The organism is Rhizobium sp. BE258, assembly GCF_031457345.1.
Taxonomy (GTDB): domain Bacteria; phylum Pseudomonadota; class Alphaproteobacteria; order Rhizobiales; family Rhizobiaceae; genus Rhizobium.
This window is the reverse complement of record NZ_JAVDWL010000012.1, coordinates 103,264-126,762: the sequence shown is the minus strand read 5'-3', so window position 1 is coordinate 126,762 and position 23,499 is coordinate 103,264. Positions and strand designations below refer to the sequence as shown.

Annotated in this window: 20 protein-coding genes; 16 read left to right on the top strand and 4 right to left on the bottom strand. The window is 62.7% G+C overall.

The genetic code is table 11. The features are described 5' to 3' along the window. Window positions 1–891, top strand: a complete 891-nt coding sequence (locus tag J2X43_RS30505; protein ID WP_112389969.1) for a BadF/BadG/BcrA/BcrD ATPase family protein — start codon at window positions 1–3, stop codon at window positions 889–891. A gap of 28 nt (window positions 892–919) precedes the next feature. Further along, on the top strand, window positions 920–1,945 hold the full coding sequence (locus J2X43_RS30500) for an SIS domain-containing protein (protein ID WP_112389970.1): 1,026 nt from the start codon (window positions 920–922) through the stop codon (window positions 1,943–1,945). Between the two features lie 2 nt (window positions 1,946–1,947). Here J2X43_RS30500 and J2X43_RS30495 read toward each other — a convergent pair whose 3' ends face one another. Continuing rightward, window positions 1,948–3,165 (bottom strand): ROK family transcriptional regulator, encoded by a 1,218-nt coding sequence (locus J2X43_RS30495; protein ID WP_112389971.1) that lies wholly within the window; start codon window positions 3,163–3,165, stop codon window positions 1,948–1,950. Between the two features lie 110 nt (window positions 3,166–3,275). On the opposite strand from J2X43_RS30495, the gene J2X43_RS30490 reads away from it, so the two are divergent. Continuing rightward, window positions 3,276–4,328: a phosphotransferase gene (locus J2X43_RS30490; RefSeq protein WP_310301339.1), complete on the top strand. Its 1,053-nt coding sequence runs from the start codon at window positions 3,276–3,278 to the stop codon at window positions 4,326–4,328. Beyond that, window positions 4,325–5,629, top strand: a complete 1,305-nt coding sequence (locus J2X43_RS30485; protein ID WP_310301335.1) for an aspartate aminotransferase family protein — start codon at window positions 4,325–4,327, stop codon at window positions 5,627–5,629. Before J2X43_RS30490 ends, J2X43_RS30485 begins: the two co-directional genes overlap by 4 nt. A 35-nt stretch (window positions 5,630–5,664) precedes the next feature. Here J2X43_RS30485 and J2X43_RS30480 read toward each other — a convergent pair whose 3' ends face one another. Further along, window positions 5,665–7,071, bottom strand: coding sequence for a DUF1254 domain-containing protein (locus J2X43_RS30480; RefSeq protein ID WP_112389974.1), 1,407 nt, complete (start codon window positions 7,069–7,071; stop codon window positions 5,665–5,667). Between the two features lie 169 nt (window positions 7,072–7,240). Between J2X43_RS30480 and J2X43_RS30475 the strand changes: the two genes are divergently transcribed. The 11 genes from J2X43_RS30475 to J2X43_RS30425 all read left to right on the top strand — a co-directional run bounded on the left by J2X43_RS30475 (window position 7,241) and on the right by J2X43_RS30425 (window position 19,053). Continuing rightward, window positions 7,241–8,452 (top strand): alpha/beta hydrolase, encoded by a 1,212-nt coding sequence (locus tag J2X43_RS30475; RefSeq protein WP_112389975.1) that lies wholly within the window; start codon window positions 7,241–7,243, stop codon window positions 8,450–8,452. A 185-nt stretch (window positions 8,453–8,637) separates the two neighbouring features. Further along, window positions 8,638–10,269, top strand: coding sequence for an arylsulfatase (locus tag J2X43_RS30470; protein ID WP_112389976.1), 1,632 nt, complete (start codon window positions 8,638–8,640; stop codon window positions 10,267–10,269). A 63-nt stretch (window positions 10,270–10,332) separates the two neighbouring features. Continuing rightward, a complete protein-coding gene (locus tag J2X43_RS30465) occupies window positions 10,333–11,310 on the top strand; it encodes a MoxR family ATPase (protein ID WP_112389977.1) in 978 nt (325 codons plus the stop codon). Continuing rightward, window positions 11,307–12,260: a DUF58 domain-containing protein gene (locus J2X43_RS30460; RefSeq protein WP_112389978.1), complete on the top strand. Its 954-nt coding sequence runs from the start codon at window positions 11,307–11,309 to the stop codon at window positions 12,258–12,260. The genes J2X43_RS30465 and J2X43_RS30460 overlap by 4 nt, the downstream gene beginning before the upstream one ends. Continuing rightward, on the top strand, window positions 12,260–12,772 hold the full coding sequence (locus J2X43_RS30455; protein ID WP_112389979.1) for a DUF4381 domain-containing protein: 513 nt from the start codon (window positions 12,260–12,262) through the stop codon (window positions 12,770–12,772). Before J2X43_RS30460 ends, J2X43_RS30455 begins: the two co-directional genes overlap by 1 nt. Next, the gene (locus tag J2X43_RS30450) at window positions 12,759–13,748 is read left to right on the top strand and encodes a VWA domain-containing protein (protein WP_112389980.1); all 990 of its coding nucleotides are present in this window, start codon (window positions 12,759–12,761) and stop codon (window positions 13,746–13,748) included. Before J2X43_RS30455 ends, J2X43_RS30450 begins: the two co-directional genes overlap by 14 nt. Further along, window positions 13,745–15,298: a VWA domain-containing protein gene (locus J2X43_RS30445; RefSeq protein ID WP_310301327.1), complete on the top strand. Its 1,554-nt coding sequence runs from the start codon at window positions 13,745–13,747 to the stop codon at window positions 15,296–15,298. Before J2X43_RS30450 ends, J2X43_RS30445 begins: the two co-directional genes overlap by 4 nt. Next, on the top strand, window positions 15,295–16,620 hold the full coding sequence (locus J2X43_RS30440; RefSeq protein WP_112389982.1) for a BatD family protein: 1,326 nt from the start codon (window positions 15,295–15,297) through the stop codon (window positions 16,618–16,620). Before J2X43_RS30445 ends, J2X43_RS30440 begins: the two co-directional genes overlap by 4 nt. 80 nt (window positions 16,621–16,700) lie before the next feature. Further along, window positions 16,701–17,654, top strand: coding sequence for a formylglycine-generating enzyme family protein (locus tag J2X43_RS30435; RefSeq protein WP_112390084.1), 954 nt, complete (start codon window positions 16,701–16,703; stop codon window positions 17,652–17,654). 11 nt (window positions 17,655–17,665) lie between these two features. Then, window positions 17,666–18,676 (top strand): HAD family hydrolase, encoded by a 1,011-nt coding sequence (locus J2X43_RS30430; RefSeq protein ID WP_310301320.1) that lies wholly within the window; start codon window positions 17,666–17,668, stop codon window positions 18,674–18,676. A gap of 113 nt (window positions 18,677–18,789) precedes the next feature. Continuing rightward, window positions 18,790–19,053, top strand: coding sequence for a DUF982 domain-containing protein (locus tag J2X43_RS30425; RefSeq protein WP_162698768.1), 264 nt, complete (start codon window positions 18,790–18,792; stop codon window positions 19,051–19,053). A gap of 25 nt (window positions 19,054–19,078) precedes the next feature. Here J2X43_RS30425 and J2X43_RS30420 read toward each other — a convergent pair whose 3' ends face one another. Together J2X43_RS30420 and J2X43_RS30415 are read right to left on the bottom strand one after the other, a co-directional pair. Then, window positions 19,079–20,818 (bottom strand): hypothetical protein, encoded by a 1,740-nt coding sequence (locus tag J2X43_RS30420; RefSeq protein ID WP_112389985.1) that lies wholly within the window; start codon window positions 20,816–20,818, stop codon window positions 19,079–19,081. 127 nt (window positions 20,819–20,945) lie between these two features. Beyond that, window positions 20,946–21,245 (bottom strand): hypothetical protein, encoded by a 300-nt coding sequence (locus J2X43_RS30415; RefSeq protein WP_112389986.1) that lies wholly within the window; start codon window positions 21,243–21,245, stop codon window positions 20,946–20,948. 305 nt (window positions 21,246–21,550) lie between these two features. Between J2X43_RS30415 and J2X43_RS30410 the strand changes: the two genes are divergently transcribed. Then, on the top strand, window positions 21,551–23,479 hold the full coding sequence (locus J2X43_RS30410; RefSeq protein ID WP_405049672.1) for a mechanosensitive ion channel family protein: 1,929 nt from the start codon (window positions 21,551–21,553) through the stop codon (window positions 23,477–23,479). The last annotated feature ends 20 nt before the right edge of the window (window positions 23,480–23,499 follow it).

The window sequence follows — 23,499 nt, the reverse complement described above, 5'->3', positions numbered from 1 at the left end:
ATGGCGAAAAGCGGCCTGATCGCAGGCATCGATATCGGCGGCACAAAGACGCATCTGCTCGTCAGCGAAGACGGCAATGTGGTTGCTGATACGGTTGTGCCCACCTCGGACTGGCGAACATGGGACCGGCCCGCCGATGCTGCCGTACTCGCAGCGCTGATCACGGGAACGGCGAAGGCAGAACCTGCCGCTATCGCTGTCGGTGCCCATGGCTGCGATACCGGTCCACATTGCACGCAGATGGAAAGCGACCTCGGCGCTCACCTCACCGGCAAGATCAAGGTCGTCAACGATTCCGAACTGCTGGTTCCCGCAGCAGGCTTCGAGGCAGGTATCGGGGTCGTCTCCGGCACCGGGTCGATTGCCGTTGCACGCAACGGCGAAGGCGAGATGCTGGTTGCCGGTGGTTGGGGCTGGATCCTCGGCGACGAAGGCAGTGCCGCAGCGCTCGTCAGGGAAGCCGCCCGGGCGATCCGCAAGTCGATCGATCTCGGCGAGAGCGGTGATCCGCTTGTCGCCGGTCTGATGTCGAAGCTGCAGACCGACGATGCGACGAAGATCGGCCGCCTGCTCAACGAGACGCGCGGCGCGGCCGTCTGGGGCAGCTATGCCGATGCCGTATTCGACGCTGCCTCGCAGAAATCGCCACTCGCATCGAGGGTGATCGAGGACGGTGCCGCCGCCCTCGCCCGCCTTGTCGGCATTCTGATCAGCCGCGGTGCGGACGCCAGTCACGTCGTCATCGGCGGCGGTGTCGTTGTCGAGCAGCCGAGCCTGTTCGAGGCCTTTCGCCGGGCGATGGCGGAAGTCTCTCCGAAGAGCGAAATCACCCTGCTGCGCGCAGCCCCGGTCAACGGCGCGCTGGCGCTCGCGCGCCGCCTGCTCGGCTGAACCGATTGGATAGACAGAGGAAGCGGAAATGGAACGCATTGGTTACAGAAACGCGGTTGCCCGCCAGCCGGAAAGCCTGGCGGAAGGCCTGAGCGTCGTGCGCGAGGCGCTCGCCAGGCTCGATATCAGCGGATTCGCCGGCAAGACAGTAGGCTTTGCCGGTATCGGCGCCAGCTATCAGGCCGCCATGGCGGGCGCCGTTTACCTTCGCGCGCTGGGCATCCCATCCTTTCCCTATTGCCCGACCGATCTCTACGAAGCGCTAGATAGCGCCGCCGGCGCCTTCGTGGCCCTGTCGGCATCGGGTCAGAGCCGTGAAATCTCAGACGTGATGCGGCTCCGGCCTTCCACGCCGAAGATTGCGATCTGCAGAGGCAGCGAGAACCCGCTTGCCGAACTCACCGGCGCCGTCCTTCCGACGGGGTCCGGTTCCGACAATGGCGCGAGCTCAACGGGCTATACCGGCATGCTGCTCGCCATCGGGCTGCTCTGCGAGAGGCTGGCGGGCGGACGCTCTTCTCCCGAGTGGAACCGCCTGCCAGCCGCTGTTTCGAAGACATTGCAATCCGCCGCGGGGCAAGCGTCCGAAGCCGCAAAGATGCTCGGTGCCTGCAGTTCGATCGATCTCGTCGGCGGAGGGACCGGCTATGCCAATGCCGGCGAAGGTGCGATGTTGATCCGCGAGGCGGTGCGTATTCCCGCCGCCGGATGGGACACAATGAACTATCTGCATGGGCCGATGGAATCGCAGGATCGGAGAACCGGTGTCATCGCCTTCGGCAACGGCCGGGAGACGAAGATCGCCGAGGACATGGCGGGCTTCGGCTGCCCCTCTGTTCTGATCACCAACCGCCACGACATTGCCCAGCGTGACAATCTGGTGGTGATCGCCGTGCCCGGCCTCAACCACCCGATCGCCGATGCGATCATCGAGATCGTCGCCCTGCAGATGATAACAGGCGACATGCAGGACGCCGCCGGGCTGACGAACATCACCTTCCGCTATCGCCAAACCGATACCAAGCTGAAACCGTGGTCGCCGACGGAAGTGTAGGATCAGCCGAAAGACGCTTCCGGCCCCTCGTCCGAGGCCGGGCCGGCGGGCAGCACCAGCGTCGCATCCGGCGCTTCGCCGAGAATATCGGCCAGCGCATAGTCGGCGGCAAGCCGGGTAGCCCCGAGCACGGTGCCATTGACGCCGAGGCTGCTCACCGCAATCTCCGTCGCCCAGGTCAGGTCGCGGGCAACATGACGGACCTCATCGAGCATCAGCGGATTCTGACCGACGCCGCCGCCCAGAACAACGAGACCCGGATCAAAGAAGCCGATGCAGCCAGCGACCATTCTCCCGATATCGGCCCCATGTCTGTTGACCCAGAGGACCGCTTCCTTTTCGCCTGCATGCGCCCGGTCGAAGAGTTCGCGTGCCGTCGCCGGGGGTTCCCCGGCGGTGGCGGGCCATCCGGCGATGCAACGTTCCATCAGCGCATCGGAGCCCAAATGATGTTCCAGGCCCTCGCGCTCCGGCACATGTCCGGCCGACCACGGAAACGGCAGGCGGCCAGCCTCACCCGCGGCGCCATTGAAGCCGCGGAAGAGCTTGCCGCCGATGACGATGCCGAGGCCGATGCGCACGCCGATCTGCAGAAACAGAAAGATCTCGCGGCCCTGCGCCGCGCCGTCGCGAAGCTCGCCGAAGGCCGCGCAGTTGACGTTGTTCTCCAGCAGGATCGGCGCTTCGACGGATTGCCGCAACCGCTGCAAGACGGCTTCCGGCCCCTTGCGGCGGCTCAGCCCCAGCCGGTTGCGCGAGACGATGCGTGGAACGGCGACAGCGATGCTGCGCAGGTTCTTGCTGCGCTTGCCGACCGCCAGGATCGCAGTTCGCGCCGCCTCATCGACGATCTCCGCCACCTCTTCCGTCGTGGCGCGCTGCTGCTTGGCGATTTTCAGTTCGGCGGTTGCGAGCGGCGTTCCGTCGAGCCCCTGCGCGACAGCGCGCACCTGCGCGACACCGACATCGATCCCGAGCACATATCCGGCTTCCGGCCCCAGGGCATAAACCGTGGCCGAACGGCCCATTGCCCCCTGCTGCGAACCGATCGGGGCCACCAGTCCCAATGCGCCGAGCTCGTTCATCACTGCGGTCATTGTCGGCTTGGACAGATTGAGCATCGCGCCGAGCCGCGGCCGGGTGATCGGGCCGGAAGACGCAACGACGCGCAGAACGGAGCGGGAGCTTTCGGTAAGCGGCGGAATGGTGGCTGGCGGCATTGCTTCTCTTTCATCCGGCATTGGCCGGTTGCGTGCAACGCATCGTTCAAATCGCGCAGCATCGAATTTCAAACATCGTCCGTGACCCGGTGTCAATAAAGGCCAGCTTGATGACCCAAACCTCCGAGCCCGATACCAACGACGCCCTGACGGCAAAACTGGAGAGGACGCCGCTTGCGCGCGTCGAAGCCATTGCTGCCCAGTATTTCTGCATCGCCGGCCGCGCTTCGGTACTCTCAAGCGAACGCGACGAGACCTTCCTGATCCAGGCCACGCATGGCCAGCGCGCGATCCTGAAGATCGCCAATACGGCCGAGCGCGCCGATGTGCTGACCTTCCAGACCGATGCCTTGCGCCACCTCGAGCGCAAACCGCTGGCGCTTCCCCTTCCCAAGCCGATCCCGGCCTATAACGGCAATTTTCTCCTCAAGCTGGGTTTCGGAAGCGACCAGCGCTTCGTACGCATGCTGACATTTCTGGATGGCGTTCAGCTCTACAAGGCACCGCGCTCCGTGCCGCAGATACAAGCGCTGGGGCGCAGCCTGGCGCGACTCGCTCAGGCTCTGGCGGATTTCAGACCTGAGCCGCTGCTGCAGAACCTGCTTTGGGACATCTGCAACGCCGCCGCTTTGCGGCCCCTCACCTCTCACGTTGGCGAAGAGCGGCGCAGCCTCGTCGTTTCAGCGCTCGACGGCTTCGAGCGTCTCGCTTCCAATGGATTTTCCGGGCTCCCACGGCAAGTGATCCACAACGATTTCAATCCGCACAACATTCTCGTAGCGGCAGACGACCCTGCGGAGATCACCGGGGTCATCGACTTCGGCGATCTCGTCGAGGCGCCGCTGGTCAACGATCTCGCCGTGGCGCTGTCCTATCAGGCGGGCGGTGACGACGGAATGGAGGCTATCGTTGCGATGCTTCAGGCCTATCATGCGGTCCGCCCGCTCTCCGCAGACGAGCTTTCGGCACTGCCCTGTCTTCTGCGGACGCGGCTGGCGATGACCGTTCTCATCCCGGAATGGCGTGCCAGCCTCTACCCTGAAAACCGCGACTACATCCTGCGCAACCACCCGGCAGCCCTTGCCGGGCTCATTCGCCTGGCGGATCATAGCGACGAAGCGCTTGCCGCCTTCTTCCGGCAGACTATCGGAGACTCAGCATGACCATGGCCAACGCATTCGGAGCCGGCGATTTCGAGCGCCTGAGCGCTGCCGAGCAATCGATGATCAAGCGGCGCGAACGCGTACTCGGACCGGCCTACCGGCTGTTCTATGAGCGGCCCCTGCATTTCGTACGCGGCGAAGGCGTCTGGCTCTACGACGCAGAAGGACGCGCCTATCTCGACGCCTATAACAACGTTGCCTCCATCGGCCACGGCAATCCGGCGGTGCTGGAGGCGATCGCCCGCCAGGCCGAAACGCTGAACACGCATACGCGCTACCTGCAAGAAAACATCCTCGACTACGCCGAGGCTCTCACCGCGACATGCCCGGATGAACTCAGCCAGGTCATGTTCACCTGCACCGGCAGCGAGGCCAACGATCTGGCCGTGCGGATCGCCCGCAGCTATACCGGCGGAACCGGCATCATCGTAACGGCGCATGCCTATCACGGCGTCACGGCAACAGTTGCCGCCTTCTCACCCTCGCTCGGCCCCAATGTCGATCTCGGAGCGCATGTGCGCACCGTCGCCGCACCCGATCCTTCGCTTCCGCCTGAACAGATGGAAGCCGCCTTTGCCGACGGCGTGAAGGCCGCAATTGCCGATCTCACACGCCACGGCATCAAGCCGGCGATGCTGATCGTCGATACGATCTTTTCCAGCGACGGCGTCATCCCAGGCCATGCCGGCTTCCTCAAGCCGGCCGTCGAGGCGATCCGGACGGCAGGCGGCATTTTCGTTGCCGATGAAGTGCAACCTGGCTTCGGGCGAACAGGCGAGGCGATGTGGGGATTCCAGCGCCACGGCTTCGTGCCCGATCTGGTCACGACGGGCAAGCCGATGGGTAACGGCTATCCCGTCGCCGGACTGATCGCCAGACCCGAGGTGATCGCCGAATTCGGCAAGAACTCGCGCTACTTCAACACGTTCGGCGGAAATCCTGTCGCCGCCGCCGCAGGCATGGCCGTGTTACGCTTCATTGAGGAGCAGGATCTCATTGCCCATACCCGCGACGTCGGCACCCATTTCCTGCACGGACTCGAAGCGCTGAAGACCCGCTTTCCGGGGATCGGCGATATCCGCGGTGCAGGGCTCTTCATCGGGGCCGATATCGTCGAGAACGGCAGGCCGTCGGCATCGCTTGCAGCGCGCATCGTCAACGGTCTCCGGGAGAGACAGGTTCTGATTAGCGCCAGCGGCCCTGACGCCAACGTTCTGAAGATCCGCCCGCCGCTGGTCTTTGCCCGTGATCACGCCGATCAGTTTCTGGACGCATTGGAGCAGACGCTAGGCGCGATGTGAACGGGCCCGCTACGGCAAGAAGGTCGGGCGGCGGCCTACTGAAGTCTGACGGCATCGGACAGTACCCATTTCTTGTCGAAGAAATCCTTGGTTGGCCCATAGGCGCGGAACATCAATTCAAAGTGCCTTTTCGGATCGGTGGGGACCCAATTGGCATCCTTGCCCTTCGGCGGCCTTGGCCCGAAATACAGATCGATGGAACCATCGGCATTCTTTGCGAGATCCGGAATCTGCGAGGATCGGCTGGCGCGCGAAACGTTCTTGATCAGCGCATGGGTTTTGCGGTCATAGGCGGTCACCGACCAATATTGCTGAACAGGCACATTTGCCGGCGCGTTCAGTTTGTAGGTGTGGCGCCCGTCGAAGGCGCGGCCGTCCTTGTCGCGGATGGAGATCGAGTAGAACTGACCGGCGCCCAGTCTTTTGATGCCGATATAGGCCATCGTGTAGATCACCCCGCGATGATCGACAGGATAGGAATCCGCCTCGTCGAAATCCCTTTGGGCGGCCGTGACGACGTCGGCATAGCCTGGAAAGGTCCAACGGCTGGTCTCGCTGAAAAACGGCGCAAAACCGTCATCGTACTTTGCTTGAAGCAGGGCTTGCGCTTCCTTCATGGCCTTTGCCAGCAACGATTTGACGTGACTATCCGGTTTGAAGGGCTTGCCTTTCTCGATGCCGAGCGACTTCAGCTGATCGATCATGACCCGGTCACGCGCGATCCACGGCTCCTCCTGGACGACACGATTGAGATTGTCGAAGAAGCGCGCGTCCCATTGGATCGTCGAATCGAAAACGATGTCCTTCACATCGCTGAACACGGTCTGAGGGGGATTGGCCGCTGCCGAGAGCGGATAGACCTTCATCTTTTTTCCATATTCGATGGAGGCCTCAACATCGGCGGTGTCATGGCTCGCCATATTGGAGCGGAACAGTATATAGCCGCCGTAGACATTGGATTTCAGCGGGATGTATCCGTCAGGCGGTGTTTCCTTGTAATCAGGCGGTAGGATGAGGAATTTTCCGCCCTTTCCCTTGTCCGCGCCGAGCAGACCGGCATCTTCAAGCGGCTGCTGCCAAACCGTAACAATATTGCCGTTGAAGGAACCCTTCGCCTCTGCTGCAGGAAGATCGAGAACGAAAGGCCCGTCCTTCGTGTCGAAGAACGCCATGAAGTAAAGCGCATCGGGATTTGGCGTCAGCGTCTGGTTCTTCCAGTCGAGCGGTTCGCCCCAATAGATGACCTGGCCGACCTTGCCCGGTGTCTTGTTCAGCATCTCCTGCCGCATCAGATCGTAGTTGACGGCAGGCATGCCCCAGACGACGGCCTGGACCGCCTTTCGCTCGATCTCGCGATCGGTAATCTCGCTTCTCGCCTTGTCTGCCGCCATCGCTGGCAGGCTCGTCAACAATAGCAGGCATAGTGCCGGTAGCAGCTTCATCGGATTGCCCTCCACTTTGCACCAACGATAGCGCTGCGAAGAGGGAACATAAGTACGCAACGGTAAACGCCTCTGACCGGACCGTAAATTTACAGCGGTTTACCGTTGCGTACTTACGCGTGCGGGCGCGATGCCTATTGTGCCGACGTTGGGGATCGATGGAGCCGGAATGAAGATATCAGCTGTTTTCGCCATTGTGCTGCTGCTCGCATCCTGCGGACATCCGAGCGGCGTCATGACCCCTGTGGTGCTGACGGCGGCGACGCCGAAGACCGCGCAGGTCGATATGCTCGTTGCCACGACGCGCCAGCCATCCGGCGACCCTGCCACACTTTTCAACGGTGAGCGCAGCCCGAAGCCCTATCTCACCGACATTTCCGTATCGCTTCCGCCTGGCAGGAAATCCGGCGAGGTGCAATGGCCGAAACGCCTGCCGCCGAATCCTGCGACCGACTTCGCGGTGACCCACGTCCAGCCGATCGCGACGGTGCCCGAAGGGCGCGTCTGGTTCAAGCAGCATATCCAAGGCGGCCATGCGCTGGTCTTCATCCACGGCTTCAACAACAAATACGAGGATTCCGTCTTCCGGCTGGCACAGATCGTCCATGACAGCGGCATGCATGCCACGCCGATCCTCTTCACCTGGCCGTCGCGCGCCGAAGTGACGGGCTATGAATACGACAAGGAAAGCACCAATTATTCGCGGACCGCGCTCGAACAGACGCTTCGCGTGCTGGCGCAGGACCCCGAGGTGAAGGACATCACGGTGCTTGCCCACTCCATGGGAACATGGCTGGCGATGGAGTCTCTTCGGCAGATGGGCATTCGCGACGGCCACGTGAACCGCAAGATCCATAATGTCATTCTGGCATCGCCTGATATCGATATTCAGGTCTTCGCCAAGCAATTCGTCGAGATGGGCGAACCGCGGCCGAAGTTCACCATCTTCGTGTCGCAGGACGACCGGGCGCTGGCGCTGTCGAGCTTCATTACCGGGCGTGTTTCACGCCTCGGCGCCATCGACCCGTCCAAGGAGCCGTATAGATCGAAGCTCGCTGAGGCCTCCATCACTGCCATCGACCTCACCCAGGTCAAATCCGGTGACCGGCTCAATCATGGCAAATTCGCCGAGAGCCCGGAGATCGTCCAGCTGATCGGTCAGCGGCTGATGACCGGGCAGACCCTGACGGACTCCAACATCACTCTCGGCCAAGGCGTGGCGGCGGTCGTCGGCGGCACGGTGCGCACGGTCGGAACGGTGGCGGGCACGGCGGTGGCGGCGCCACTGACGATCGTTGAACAACCGGCGCACAGGCCCGCGGACTCGGACGTCGGAGCGACCTTGCGGGAAGACCAGCAATCCAAGCCGCTGACGCAATGAGCCGGCCGGTTTAGTCCAGCATTTACGCTCAGTTACGCCGGGATTTACTGTTACGTACTTCCGCCCGCTACTGAAAGGAACAAGTCTCCTGCGGCGTCGCCTGACGACGATCAGAAGCCGGAGGCGCGGCCGCCCGGCACAAGGGAGACTGCAATGTTGAACGATCCATCAGCGAGGAGAGCGTCATGACGGTATCTCTTCAGAAGAAGCTGTTCTCGGCGGCGGTTGCCGCCGCCATGACGCTGACATCGACGACCTTCCTTTCGCCAGCAAACGCTCAGCAGGCAGCGCCTGCCGCCAGCACGGCTGCGGCCAAGCCCAATATCCTCGTCATCTTTGGCGACGACATCGGCCAAACCAATATCAGCGCATACTCCTTCGGCGTCGTCGGATATAAGACGCCGAATATCGACAGCATCGCGAAAGCGGGCATAATGTTCACGGACTACTATGCCGAAAACAGCTGCACGGCAGGCCGCTCGACATTCATCACCGGGCAGACCTGCCTGCGCACCGGCCTCTGCAAGGTCGGCGCGCCGGGCGCCCCTGTCGGCTTGCAGGCCGGCGACATGACGATCGCCCAGGCGCTGAAGCCGCTCGGCTATGCCACGGGACAGTTCGGCAAGAACCATTTGGGCGACCGCGACGAGTATTTGCCGACCAACCATGGCTTCGACGAGTTTTTCGGCAATCTCTACCATCTCAATGCCGAGGAAGAGCCCGAAGCGCCGTATTGGCCGAAGGATGATCAGGAGTTCCTTAAGGCTTATAATCCGCGTGGCGTCATTAAGGCCTCTGCCGATGGTGAAGTCGAGGATACCGGCGCATTGAACAAGAAGCGCATGGAGACAATCGACGACGAGACGACCGCTGCCGCAATCGATTTCATGGGCCGTCAAGTCAAGCAGAACAAGCCGTTCTTCACGTGGATGAACACCACCCGCATGCATCTCTTCACCCATGTGCGTGAATCCATGCGTGGTCAGAGCGGCATGCCGGGCAACGAATATGGAGATGGCATGGTGGAGCACGACGGCGACGTCGGTAAACTCCTGAAGGCACTCGACGATCTCGGCATCGCCGACAACACCATCGTTGTCTACACCACGGATAACGGGCCTAATCAATTCTCCTGGCCGGATGCGGCGACAACGCCCTTCCGCAGTGAGAAGGATACCAACTGGGAAGGCGCTTTCCGCGTGCCCGCCATGGTGAAATGGCCCGGACACATCCAGCCGGGCCAGATCTCGAACGGCATGATGTCCGGCCTCGACTGGTTCCCGACACTGCTCGCGGCAGCGGGCGATCCCGACGTCAAGAAACGCCTCCTTGATGGCTGGCAGCCACAGGGCAGCACCACGACGTTCAAGAACCATCTCGATGGCTATAACCAGCTGGACTACATCACCGGAAAGTCCGACAAGAGCGCGCGTAGCGACTTCTACTACTTCGACGACGATGGCGATCTGGTCTGCATACGCTACGACGACTGGAAAGTTGTCTTCAAGGAGCAGCCTGCGTCCGGTGGCTTTGCAGTGTGGCGTACGCCTTTGATCACTTGGCGCATTCCCAAGCTGTTCAACCTGCGGATGGACCCGTACGAACGCGCCGATACGGTTTCGGACCAGTATAACGACTGGCTGACTCGCAACGACTATCTGCTGGTCAAAGGCCAGCTGAAAGCCGCCAATTTTCTGGAGACCTTCGTAAAATATCCGCCGAGCCAGCGGGTCGCCAGCTTCAACATCGAGGGCGTCCGCGCCCAGGTGGACAAGGCGATCGACCAGTCCTTCAAGGATCGCGGCATCGAGAAGTAACAACGACGAAGGAGGCGCGCATCTGTGCGCGTCTCCCATTTCCCGTTATTCCTCGAGGGTTTCATGACGGCACGCGACGATATCATTGCGCTCGGCAAACGCATCGGCCAGTCCATCATCGGCCAGGACGCCATGGTCGAACGGCTGCTGCTCGGGCTGCTCGCCAACGGTCATCTGCTCGTCGAGGGGCTGCCAGGGCTTGCCAAGACGCGGGCGATCAAGAGCCTTGCGAAGAACCTCGCCGCCGATCTCTCACGCGTTCAATTTACGCCCGACCTGCTGCCCGCCGATATCACCGGGTCGGAGGTCTACTTCTCCGAAGGCGGAAAGGGCGAATTCAAGTTTCAGCAAGGACCGATTTTCGCCAATCTGATCCTCGCCGACGAAATCAACCGGGCGCCAGCGAAAGTGCAATCCGCCCTGCTCGAGGCCATGGAGGAGCGGCAGGTAACGGTCGGCGGCAAAAGCTATCCTCTGCCCGGCCTCTTCATGGTGATGGCGACGCAGAACCCGATCGAGCAGGAGGGTACCTATCCTCTCCCTGAAGCGCAGCTCGACCGCTTCCTGATGCATGTCGAGGTCGGCTATCCCGACGAAAAGTCGGAAGCGCTGATCATGCAGCTCAACCGGAGCGAAGAGAACGCTGCTCAGACGACAGCCAAACCGCCGGTGGTGGAACGTCTGAGCGAGCAGTCGGTCTTCGATGCCCGCAGGGAAATAGGCGCGGTCACACTGTCCGATCCCGTCGAGAAATATATCGTCGCCCTGGTATTCGCGACCCGTTATCCGGACCGCTACAACAAGGATCTTGCCGCTCTCCTGCAGGTCGGTGTCAGCCCGCGCGGCGGGATCGGCCTAGACAAGGTTTCGCGATCCTACGCCTGGCTCCGGGGCCGTGACTACGTGACGCCCGATGACGTGAAGGCCGTCGTCAACGACGTGTTCCGTCACCGGCTGATCCTCTCGTATGAAGCCCATGCCTCCAACACGCCTGCCGATCAGGTAATCGACCGCATCACCGAACTGGTGGCCGTCTCATGAAACAAGCGCCGTTGGCAAACGATGGTGTTCATATCTCGACCGAGCAGCTTGTCGCACTCGAAGCCCGAGCCCGCGACCTGACCTTCGTGCAGAAAGCCAGAAGCCACCAGCAGATGGCCGGGAGCATGCAATCGGCTCTGCGCGGCCGCGGTCTGATCTTCGAAGAACTGCGCGAATATCTGCCTGGAGACGACATCCGCTCCATCGACTGGCGGGTGACGGCGCGGACATCGCGGCCCGTGGTCAGGATCTACGGCGAAGAGAAGGAGCGGCCCGCCATCCTCGTCGTCGATCAGCGCATCAACATGTTCTTCGGGAGCCGCCGGTCGATGAAATCGGTGACGGCGGCTGAAGCTGCGATGCTCTGCGCCTGGCGCATCCTCGGCTCCGGAGACCGGGTCGGCGGTTTCGTCTTTGGCGATACCGGCATCAGCGAAGTCCGCCCGCATCGCAGTCGCAATGCCGTCATTGCTCTTGCCGATCGCATTGCCGAGAAGAACGCGCGGCTTTCGGCAGCCTATGCGGATGCGCCTGCGTCAACCGCGCTTGACGATGCGTTGCGCCAGACGGCCAGCGTCGCCCGCCACGATCATCTGGTGATCATCGTCAGCGACTTCGATGGCCATGGCGCCATGACACGCGACCTGCTGTTGCAGCTTTCCGCCACCAATGACGTGATATGCCTGCTGATCTACGACCCGTTTCTGCTGGAACTGCCCGATAGCGGCGAGATCGTCGTTAGCGGCGGAGCATTGCAGGCGGAACTCAGCCTTGGCCGCAGCGCCGTTCGCGCCGCCATCGGCAAATTCGCCACCGATCGCGGCAACGAATTGCGTGCCTGGCAGAAAGAACTTGGCCTTCCGATGCTGCCGATTTCCGCGGCGGAAGAAACGGCGCCGCAGCTGCGCAAACTGCTGGAACAATCGGCCTGGCGCCAGCGGAGGCGCTGATGGAACCGGCCGCGAAACTCGATCCGATGACGGAAACGGCGCTGCGCTCGCTGCGCGACATTGCGGTGCCGCCGCCGGTATCCTGGATGCCGCAGACCTGGGGCTGGGCCGTCCTGGCGGCGATCGCATGTGCGCTCGCTCTCGCTTGGGTCATCCTTGCAGCTCTCCGGTACCACCGAAATGCCTACCGCCGAGAGGCTATGCGGCAGCTTGATCAGATCGAAAGCAGCACCGCGAAAGCAAAGCCGGCCCTTGCGCTGCGCGAAATCGCCGAACTTGTGAAGCGCACTGCCCTCGCCGCCTGGCCGCGAAAGGACGTGGCGGCGATCGATGGCGCAGACTGGGTTCAGTTTCTAAGCACGTCGGGAGGTGCCGGTAAGGCGCTGAATGGCGTTCTCGACGATCTTGAATACCGGCCGGATGCGGCGCTTTCTGCCCTTGCACCGGGCACCGTCGAAGATGCGGCTCTCGGCGCCCGCCGCTGGATCGAGAAACATCATGTATCAGCTTGATCTTCCCTGGCTGCTTCTTCTCCTGCCGGTACCGCTACTCGTCTGGTGGCTTCTGCCGCCAAAACGCGAGACCTCGACATCGGTCCGCCTGCCCTTCTTCGACCAGGTCGCGCGGGCAGCCGGCGTGACACCGAGCGAGGGTTCGGTCGTCGCGCGGCGAGGATGGGTGCAGACCGCCGTTCTCGCGCTTGCATGGTGCCTCATCGTCATCGCGCTGGCGCGCCCGCAATATGTCGAGCCCCCGATCGAGAAGAAGGAGCCGCAGCGCGACATCCTGTTGGCACTCGACCTGTCGCAATCGATGGAGGCGAAAGACTTCCGCACGCCACAGGGCGCGCTCGAATCCCGCATCGATGCCGTCCGCCAGGTCGTAGCCAGTTTCATCGGCAAGCGTGGCGGCGACAGGATCGGGCTGATCGCCTTCGGTGATGCGCCCTATCCGCTCGCTCCGTTCACCATGGATCATGCCCTCGTCCGCACGATGGTCGAAGACCTGATGCCAGGGATCGCCGGACCGCGAACGGCGCTGGGCGACTCTCTCGGCCTTGCCATCCGCATGTTCGACAAGACCACGGTGCCGGAGAAGGTCCTGATCCTGCTGACTGACGGCAACGACACGGCAAGCAAGATGCCGCCCCTCAAAGCCGTTGAAGTGGCCAAGGCGAAGAACGTCACGATCCACACGATTGGCATCGGCGACCCTGATGCCACCGGCGAAGACAAGCTCGATCTGGCAACCCTGAAGCAGATCGCCGCCAGCAGCGGCGGCCAGTATTTCTTCGGCGGCAATCAGCAGGAACTCGCGGCCATCTACGACACGCTCGACAGCATGACGCCTGAAGATCAGAAAGTTCTGACCTGGCGGCCGCGCACCGAGCTTTTCCATTGGCCGGCCACAGCCGCAGCCGTCCTGCTCGGCGGCTACTATCTGATCTCCGGCGGCGCGGGGCTGGTCAGGCGGAGGGCGCCCGGATGATCGCCGATTTCCATTTCCTGCGGCCGTGGTGGCTGCTTGCACTGGCTCTGCCCCCTGTGATCGTCTGGCTGGCACATCGCGCCGGAGACAGCAGGGCCCGCTGGAGCGACATGATTGCCCCGCACCTCCTCGACAGCCTGGTCATCGAGCCCGACCGCCGACGTCATCTGCGGCCGGCCTGGATGATCGCGGCTCTGGCCGCGTTGACCATCCTCGCCGGTGCTGGGCCAACCTGGCATCGCGAAGCGCCTCCCTTCGTCTCGGATTCGGCCGCCCTCGTCATCGCTGTCGATCTATCGCCGACGATGGACGCCGTCGATATCACGCCAAGCCGGCTGGAGCGCGCCAAGCTCAAGATCCACGACATCCTGACGGCCCGCGCCGGTGCCCGCACCGCGGTGGTCGCCTATGCCGGGACGGCGCCTCTCGTCGTACCGCTGACGGAGGACCAAGCGCTCATCGAAACCTATACCGATGCGCTGGCGACACGCATCATGCCGAAACCCGGCAAGGATACTGCCGCCGCTCTGACGCTGTCTGGCAGCCTGCTTCGCGCGGATGGCAGTCCCGGCACGATCCTGCTGATGACCGACGGCATAGAAGAGACGGCTGCCGGCGCTGCCGGGAAGACCGGCAGCGCCCTGATCGCCCTTGGCATCGGCACCGCCGAAGGCGGTCTGGTCAAGCAGGCGGACGGCAGCTTCCTCACCGCAGTGAGCGGAAGCCGGGTCGTCGCCAAGCTCGACCTCGAGGCGCTCAAGGCGTTTGGAAGTGCATCTGGCGCATCTGTCGCCACTCTCACCGACGACGATGCCGATGTCCGGTGGGTTGGCCAGCATATTCGCACCAGCTTTGCGCAGCAGTCCGCCAGTGAGGGTGATCGCTGGCATGATATGGGCTGGTGGCTGTTGCCGCCTGCAGCCCTGCTGCTCGCCCTCTCCTTCCGGCGCGGATGGGTCGTGAAGGTCGCCGTGATGCTCGCCTTGCTGAAGCTTGCAGCGCCCGCGAGCGCGGAAGCGGCAGGTCTTGCAGATATGTGGCTGACGTCTGATCAGCAGGGCCAGCTCGCGTTCGAACGCGGCGACTTCGCGTCGGCATCGGCACATTTCCAGGACCCCATGTGGAAGGGTACGGCCCTCTACCGCGCCGGACGGTTCCAGGATGCGGTCGATGCCTTTGCTTCTGACGGCAGCGCCGCTAGCTGGTTCAATCAGGGAAATGCGCTGCTGCATCTCGGCAAGCTGGAGGAGGCGGTCGCCGCCTACGGCAAGGCGCTTGAAAAGCGGCCCAATTGGCCGGAAGCGGATGCCGATCTGGCCATCGCTCGACGGCTGCTCAAGCTGAAGCAGGACGAACAGGCTGACCAGCCGCAGGATCCCAGCGAGAAGCCGGATAGCGTCCAGTTCGACGACAAGGGCAAACAGGGCAAGGCCGGGACCGTCGCTGTAGCCGAACAGACTTCGGAAATGTGGATGAAGAACATCGAGGTCAGCCCTGCAGACCTGATGGCCCGGAAATTTGCAATGGAGCTTCAGGAGAAGAAGCCGTGAGATACCTTTGGCTCATCATGCTGATGCTCTGCCCGCTGCAGGCATTCGCAGCCGGGCCTTATGCCAGGGCCTCCGTGGAGGATGACGGCAAGATCGTACCCGGGCAGCAGGTCTATGTGACGGTGGATGTCTTCGTGCCCGATTTCTTCACCTCGCCACCGCAATTCCCGCTGTTCGGCATTCCGGATGCCCTTGTCACATTGCCCGGCGAGCGGTCTCAACACCTGACCGAGACGGCCGACGGAATTCAGTATGCTGGCATTCGCACGCGCTATGCCATCGTTCCGGAGGTGCCGGGCACTTATGCAGTGCCCGCAATCGATATCGAGCTCGGCTACGCGGTCGATGGGAAACCGCTTCGCGTAACGGTGCAAACCAATCCGCTGAGTTTCGAGACCCACGGGAACGCGACCGCGGGAGCAGGTTTTGCCGCCCGGGGCCTGACGATCGCGCAGGCCTTTGACCGGGATCCTGCGGCGCTGAAGGCGGGTGATGCCCTGACGCGCACGATCACCATTACCGCCGGGGATACCCAGGCCATCATGATCCCGCCGGTCGAGGCCGGTGCCGCTCCTGGGCTGACTCAATATGCGAAACCGGCGAAGACGGAAGACGGCATTGCGATCGGCCGCGATACCGCAAGCCGGAGGACCGAAACCCTCGTCTACACGACTACGGCCGAGGGCCGGTTCGCGATACCTCCGATCGACTATTCCTGGTTCGATCTGGACAGTGGCGGGATAACGGTCGCTCGTCTGCCTTCGACTACAGTCCTTGTCGCAGCAGCGCCTGCGAGGACCGGGATTGCGCCCGACGTGCAGGCACCGAGGATGGCTGCTCCCTTCGAACAGCGGCAGCATCTGATGCTTGTTATCCTGCTTGGGCTGGCCGCTGGAGCCGCAGCATGGGCAATGCGACGCCTGCCGCGCGCGCTCGTGCGATATCTGTCGGCTGCCGAACTGCGGTTCAAGACATCGCGCCGCTACCTGCTGCGCGGTCTGCAAAAATCCATCCTGTCCGCAGACCCCGCCGGGGTCTATGCCGCCCTTCAGGCATGGAGCCGTGAGGAAGGCTTTCGCACGTTGCATGATTGGGCGGCAAGCGGTCATCCCGATCTGGCAGATGAGGTCACCGGTCTTGAGAGCACGCTTTATGGAGGCCGCAGCAGCGCGTTCGACCGGCAGCGGCTGGCGCGGCTCGTGACATCGGCCGGCGATCACCGGGCGGGCACACACCCACGGATGGCATTGCCCGCGCTCAACCCGGGCGCGGACACCCTGGCAGCACCGCAAAGGTCAGCATTTACGCTGCACCGGACGTAAATGCGGCGGCATTTACCGTTGCGTACTTACGCCGGGCCAAGCCGCGCGCAAACATGCAGCCAATGAAAGCGGAGGCGATGATGGCTTTGGCATTCGACGGCCTTGCGGCACCAGAGGGCATGACCTGGATTCCCGGCGGAACCTTCACCATGGGTTCCAACGACCACTATCCCGAGGAGGCACCCGCGCACCCGGTCAGGGTCGATGGTTTCTGGATCGACGACACACCGGTGACGAACCGGAAGTTCATGGCATTCGTCAGGGCGACGGGCCATGTGACGATGGCCGAGAAAGCACCTGATCCAAAGGATTATCCGGGCGCCCTTCCGGAGATGCTGCGGCCCGGCTCGCTGCTTTTTGTTCAGCCGAAAGGCGTTAGTGGTCCCGATATCTCGCAGTGGTGGACGTTCAAGTTCGGCGCCGACTGGCGGCGTCCGCTCGGCGGGCTCAGCGATCTGCGCGGCAAGCTAGATCACCCCGTTGTCCACGTCTCCTGGTCTGATGCCAAGGCCTATGCGGACTGGGCCGGGCTCGACCTGCCGACAGAGGCAGAATGGGAATTTGCCGCGCGCGGCGGCCTCGACGACGTGGAATTTGCCTGGGGCGACGAGCTGATGCCCGGCGGAAAACCAATGGCCAACACCTGGCAGGGAACGTTTCCGACGCAATCGAACAAGCGGAAGGGCGAGGAGCGGACCTCGCGCGTGCGGTCCTTTCCGGCAAACGGCTACGGCGTTTACGACATGATCGGCAATGTCTGGGAATGGACTGCAGATTACTGGAGCACACGGCATCCGGAGCCCGCTGCCAAGACCTGCTGCATTCCGAAGAACCCGAGGGGCGGCGAGGCCGAGGCAAGCTATGACCCGCGGCTTCCGGCAATCCGCATAGCCCGGCGAGTCCTCAAGGGCGGGTCGCATCTCTGCGCGCCAAACTACTGCCGGCGCTACCGGCCCGCGGCCCGCCATGCCGAACCCGAGGATACGTCCACCAGCCATGTCGGCTTTCGCTGCATCAAGAGAGTTCACATGTGAGGAGAAGCCGCATGAGCCGCACGCGTCACGCCGATACCACCCTCTTTTCCCTGCTAGCCGCATTCATTCTGACGATCGCCGGCGTTCTGCCTGTTTTCGCGCAGGAGCCACTTGCCTCATGGAATGATACGGCAGCCAAGAACCGCATCATGAGTTTCGTGAAGGCAACGGTGACGGAAGGCGGCGATGGCTACGTCGCGCCGGATGACCGCATCGCGGTGTTCGACAATGACGGCACGCTATGGTCTGAGCAGCCCTATTATATCCAGCTCGGCTTTGCGCTCGACCGCGTGAAGACCCTCGCGCCGCAGCACCCCGAATGGAAAACCAAGGAACCCTTCAAGAGCGTGCTCGATGGCGATTTGAAAGGCATCGCTAAAGGCGGCGAACTCGGCCTCGTCGAGCTTGTGATGGCAACGCATGCCGGCATGGCGACAGATCAGTTCAACAAGATCGTTACCGACTGGTTTGCGACCGCGAAGCACCCGAAAACCGGCAAGCTCTATACCGATATGACCTTCCTGCCGATGCGCGAACTTTTGGACTACCTGCGCAGCAATGGTTTTACGACCTACATCGTCTCGGGCGGCGGGGTCGAATTCATGCGGCCGGTCACGGAGAAGCTCTATGGCATACCGCCACAGCAGGTGGTCGGCAGCACCATCTCCACGGAATATGCGATCGTCGGCGACGTGCCTGTCCTCAAGCGGCTTCCGAAGATCGATTTTGTCGATGACGGCGCGGGCAAGCCGGCCGGCATCAACAAGTTCATCGGCCGCAAGCCAATCTTCGTTGCAGGCAATTCGGATGGCGACTACGAGATGATGCGCTGGACGACCGCTGCCAAAGGCCCGGGCTTCGCGATGATCGTCCACCACACCGACGCCGACCGCGAATATGCCTATGACCGGCAATCACCCTTCGGCAAGCTGGACAAGGCGCTCGATGAGGCAGAGCGGCGCAACTGGCTCGTCGTCGATATGAAAGCCGATTGGAAGACAGTCTTTAGATCCGCACCTTAACAATCCGATTGGCCATGCCTTTGCTGTGTGGCCAATCGCCGAATTTTGATCCGGCGACTAATCCGAGTGCTGCATCCTCTCGTAAAGCTTGCTCAGCCGGAGAGGACGAGCCCATGTACAACGCTCCCTGGAAACAGCCGATCGCGATCGAGATGCCGCGGCCACATGGCCTGCAGGTCGTGCGGACCACGCAAGAAGCCGCCGACTGCCTGATCGACAAATGGCCGGAACCGGATTTCGGGCCGGAGCGCGACGAAGCCTTGCGCCTCTGTCTGGAAGTCTACGAAAATGGCGAGGAGCCGGAGAAGGCGCGAGATGCGTTTCTACGCGCAGCGCATGCAGCCGATCTTTTCGTTCATGAACGTGTGTCCAGCTAGCGAACGGCAATGCCGATGGCCCTGCTTAGGGCTTGGCGACACTCGCCACGGCATTCGGATCGACATCGGCGCCCGCCTTCACGAGACCGGCCTCAAGTTCCGCTGCAATGTCCGGTGGAAGGCGCCAGACGGCAACCCTGTCAGCGAAGTTCCGCTCGAAATCAGGATCCTTCCCCCTGATCTCCGCCATGCGCTCGCGAGCCTCCGGTGACTGAAGCTGGCCGAGGGCAGCGGTCCGGAGCGCTGAGACCAGGAAGTCGGTGCAGTTGATCTGCTCGGACAAAAGCGACGCCTCCGAATAGCGCCCGGTCTTGTAGGCATCGAGCGCCAGCACCAGGGTGGCGTCGCGCGGGGCTGCATCGACGCCGTGGCTGGCATCATGCGCCATCGCCACACCTGCGTCCTTGAAACCCGAGAGATAGAGGACAAGCGCCAGCTTTGCCGCCGCATCGCCATTGTTCGGGTTGAGCTCCACCGCACGGTTTCCGGCCCGGACGGCCGCCTCGGTCCGGCCCGCGGCGAACTGCGCCGTCATCAGAGCCACCTGCGCCCTGTCCGATAGCGGCGCCGAGGAGACTGCACCCTTCGCCAGCTCCAGCGCGCGCAATCGGACGGACGGGTCGGACGCGGCACCCCTGCCTGCAAGCAGAATCCGCGCCAGCAGCGCTGTCGCATCCGGGTCGGCGGGAGCTGCAGACAGGCTGCTTTCCAGGCAGTCACGGCTGCGCAACACGCGGTCTGCGCCGCCTTCATCAAGCGCATATTCCGCCCGCAGCACGCAGGCATTGCCAAGGGCATCATCGGGCGTTTCATGGATTTCGATATTGTTGATCACGCCGCGCGTTGCCGCAAAACGCTGCGCCAGCGCGCCCGCCATCTCCTCTCGGACGGCAGCCGGGCTCTTGCCGCTGATATCCACCCGTTCGAGGCCGGAGCGGAGCAGGTCGCCCGTGGCGCTGTCGGCGATCTGCCACCAGACGCTGCGATCATCCGCATCGCCGTAATACTTGATGTCGATCTCGTAATTCCGGCCGGCGCGGCCCGCCGACCGCACGTCGGAATAGCTGGCTTTGGCGACGGTCAGCGTCGTAAACTGGGTCAGCGCGGTCATCAGCGTGTCGCGCGTCTGGCTGGCCTCGCCCTGCATGCGGCCTTCGGCGGCCTCCATCAGGATATAGACGGTCGGCTTTGCCGTCATCGCAGGCTGCCCGGCCAGCAGCTCGAAGCTCGCCGCACCACCAAGCGCCGCGACAATTACCGCGACAGCTGCGGCTCCTCCGAGACGCACCGACCTGCGGGAGCGTACTGCCTGCACCATAGCCTCGGAAATCGTCGCCGCCGGTTCACTTTCGCCGGCTGGCTCGAACCCCGGATGCAGCTCGTCATCCGGCTCGTGCGGCACGAGTGTCGCCGGGAAAAGGGCAATATACATGCCCTTTGGAATATGGATCGTGGCGCCACTGGCGGTGCCGAAGGCCTGATAATAGGCGTCGAGCGCCGATCTCAGACGGCTGATCTCGATGCGCACAATCGGATCGGTCGAGGCGTCGAAACCGCTCGGCCGCCCTAGAACGTCAAGCGCCACCGAATAGGCCTTGACCCCTTCGTCGCAATCGTTGAAGCGGCGCTCCGCCAGATATCTGAGAATGTCTTTCTGACGCTCGGTGACCCGGAAGCGCTGGTCGGCGAGCAGACGCTCGAGTTCGACCTTTGCTTCGTCCTTGGAAACCTCGCAAGCCTTCAAGTCGTGTACTTCAGCATTCATGGCAGCCCCTCGCACACCTTGTCAAAGCTAAAGTAGAACAGAGTAATTTATCGCCGAGATGGCAAGAAGTTGCAAGGCCGAACGCTAATGAAACCGAAACTTGATCGATTTTGACGCGAACCCTGTGTCAGTCCGACACGCCGGAAGGGTGCCCGAGAACATAATGGATCACATCGGATTCGATCTCAGCGCACACGGTTTCGTATTCTTCCCGGAGGGGACATTGCGATCGGGGCCGGTCTTTCGACATCCGTTCCAGGGTGAGGCTGGCCTCTTCGTAGGCCTCGAACAGGTCGGTGATGGACGGTGACGTCGCAGCGAGAATCTGGAGCCTTCCGCGCATCGCAGGCAGCTTCAGCATCAGCCGCCACAGACCCCTCTGGGCGGTTCCGGAACCGTTGACGCCGGTGCCGCTGCTCTTGTCCATCACACCATCCAGCCTCCGGGCCAACCTTGACGGGAGGATTATGCGCCGTCTGAGAAGCCGGGGAAGTACGTTACCGTAAACCGATCCGCGTTTACGCCCGGATCGCGGAATTTACGCCCGCATTTACAGTAACGTACTTCCGCGCCGGAGAACCGGCTGGCTAGATGCACGTCTTGTTCAAGGAGAGTGCAGATGCGGTTCACGGATGCCAGCTCAGCTTCCCTGATTCGACCAGAGTGCGGCAGACTTTCCCGGCCGCCTACCGGCTACATTTTCCGCGTCTGCTTTGGGACGTCGGCAGCATGATCAAATGCCTGGCAGGGTTGCTTGTATTCCTGATCCTTTCCGTGACCGCGCAGGCACAAACGCCCATTCCGGCGAGCGAAAAGAAGATCAACGATCTGGTCGCACTTCTCCAGGATCCCGATATCCAGGCCTGGCTCGAAAGCCGCAAGACGGCCGCAGCCCCGCCGGCGCCATCCGCAACTGCAGCCTCCCCCATCACAAGCTGGGAATCCGAGACGCGGGCGCGGATCGATACGGTCATCGCCGCCGTCCCGCGTATTCCGTCTGAAATTGCCGCAACGGCTGCCAGGACGCGTGCCGATGCGATCTCGCACGGATACGCCCCCGTCTTCGTTATTTTCGGTGGTCTCATCGCCATTGGCCTTGCCGCCGAATGGCTCTATCGCAGGATGCGCGGACAGCGGGAGGGAGCGGCTGCCGCGCTGATCCCGATCGCAGTCTTTGCCGGCGCCATGGCCGTGATCTTCTTTGCAATCGAGTGGCCGCCGCTTGCCCGCATCACCCTGCTTGTCTATCTCAGCGCGTTCGTCGTCTATCGCACCGGATCGGTGCTGATCACGCTCGCGGCGCCGGAAGGGCTGCGGCAGCGCGCCAGGATCCTTCTCGGCATCACCGTGCTCGCCATCGCCACGGCAGCGCTCGGCCCGCCGCTCGGCACGGATCCCGCCGTCACGGACGCGATCTCCTATGTGTTTTCGATCATCGTTCTCGCGCTCGGAATTGAGGCCGTCTGGTCCACATGGAGCCGGCCGAAACCCGCAAAGGCGATCGTCACCGGTGTGATGGTGGCGATGTGGATCCTCTGGTGCCTCGATCTGAAAGGCCTGTTCTGGCTCGGCCTCTACGCTCTCATCCTGCCCGGCATCCTGCGGGGTGCAGGAAATGTCGCCGAACACTTCACCTCGGCCGGGGCTGGTCTGCGAAATGTGCTGGTCGTCCGCGGAGCCCGGGCGATCGTCATCGCAATCGCCGCCGGCTGGCTGGCAATCGTCTGGCAGATGAACCCGGAAACCATTGGCCACCGCGATCCGATCGTATCGGCGATCTTCTATGGCCTGCTGCGCAGCGTCGTCGTTCTGCTTGCCGCCGATCTGATCTGGCATCTGGCCAAGAGCTGGATCGACGGAAACCTTGTGGCATCCGCGCCCGCTACATCCACGCCAGCCGACACAGCGCGGCGCGCCCGCTTCCGGACGCTGCTGCCGATCCTGCGCAATGCGCTTGCCGTCATGATTGCCGTCATGGCGGCGTTGATCATCCTCGCCCAGCTTGGCGTGGAGATCGGGCCGCTGATCGCCGGTGCCGGCATCTTCGGCGTGGCACTCGGCTTCGGATCGCAGACGCTGGTCAAGGACATCATCAGCGGCGTCTTCTACATGCTCGACGATGCTTTCCGTGTCGGCGAGTATATCCAGGCCAAGAATTACAAGGGAACGGTCGAGGGCTTCAGCCTGCGATCGGTCCGGCTCAGGCACCATCGTGGCCCCGTGTTCACCGTCCCGTTCGGCGAGCTCGGCGCGGTCGAAAACATGAGCCGGGACTGGGTGATCGACAAGTTCCGGATTTCCGTCGGCTTCGACACCGATGTCGAAAAGGCCCGCAAGCTGACCAAGAAGATCGGCGCCGAACTGCTCGAAGATCCCGAACTCGGGCCTCTCTTCATCGAACCCCTGAAGATGAAGGGCGTCGAGGAATTCGGCGACTACGGCATCGTGCTGGGCTTCGGCATGACCACGGTACCCGGCATGCAGACCTACATACGCCGCAAGGCACAGCTGCGGATCCGGGAAGCCTTCAGGGCAAATGGCATCGAATTCGCGCAGCCGACCGTCAATGTCGGTGGCGACGAGCGGGAGGGTGGAGCGGCCGCAGCCGCCGCCACCATCAAGGCGCAGCAGGCGAAAGCAGCTGCGGCAGCAGAAGTGTGACAAGGGCCAAGGCCGAGGGG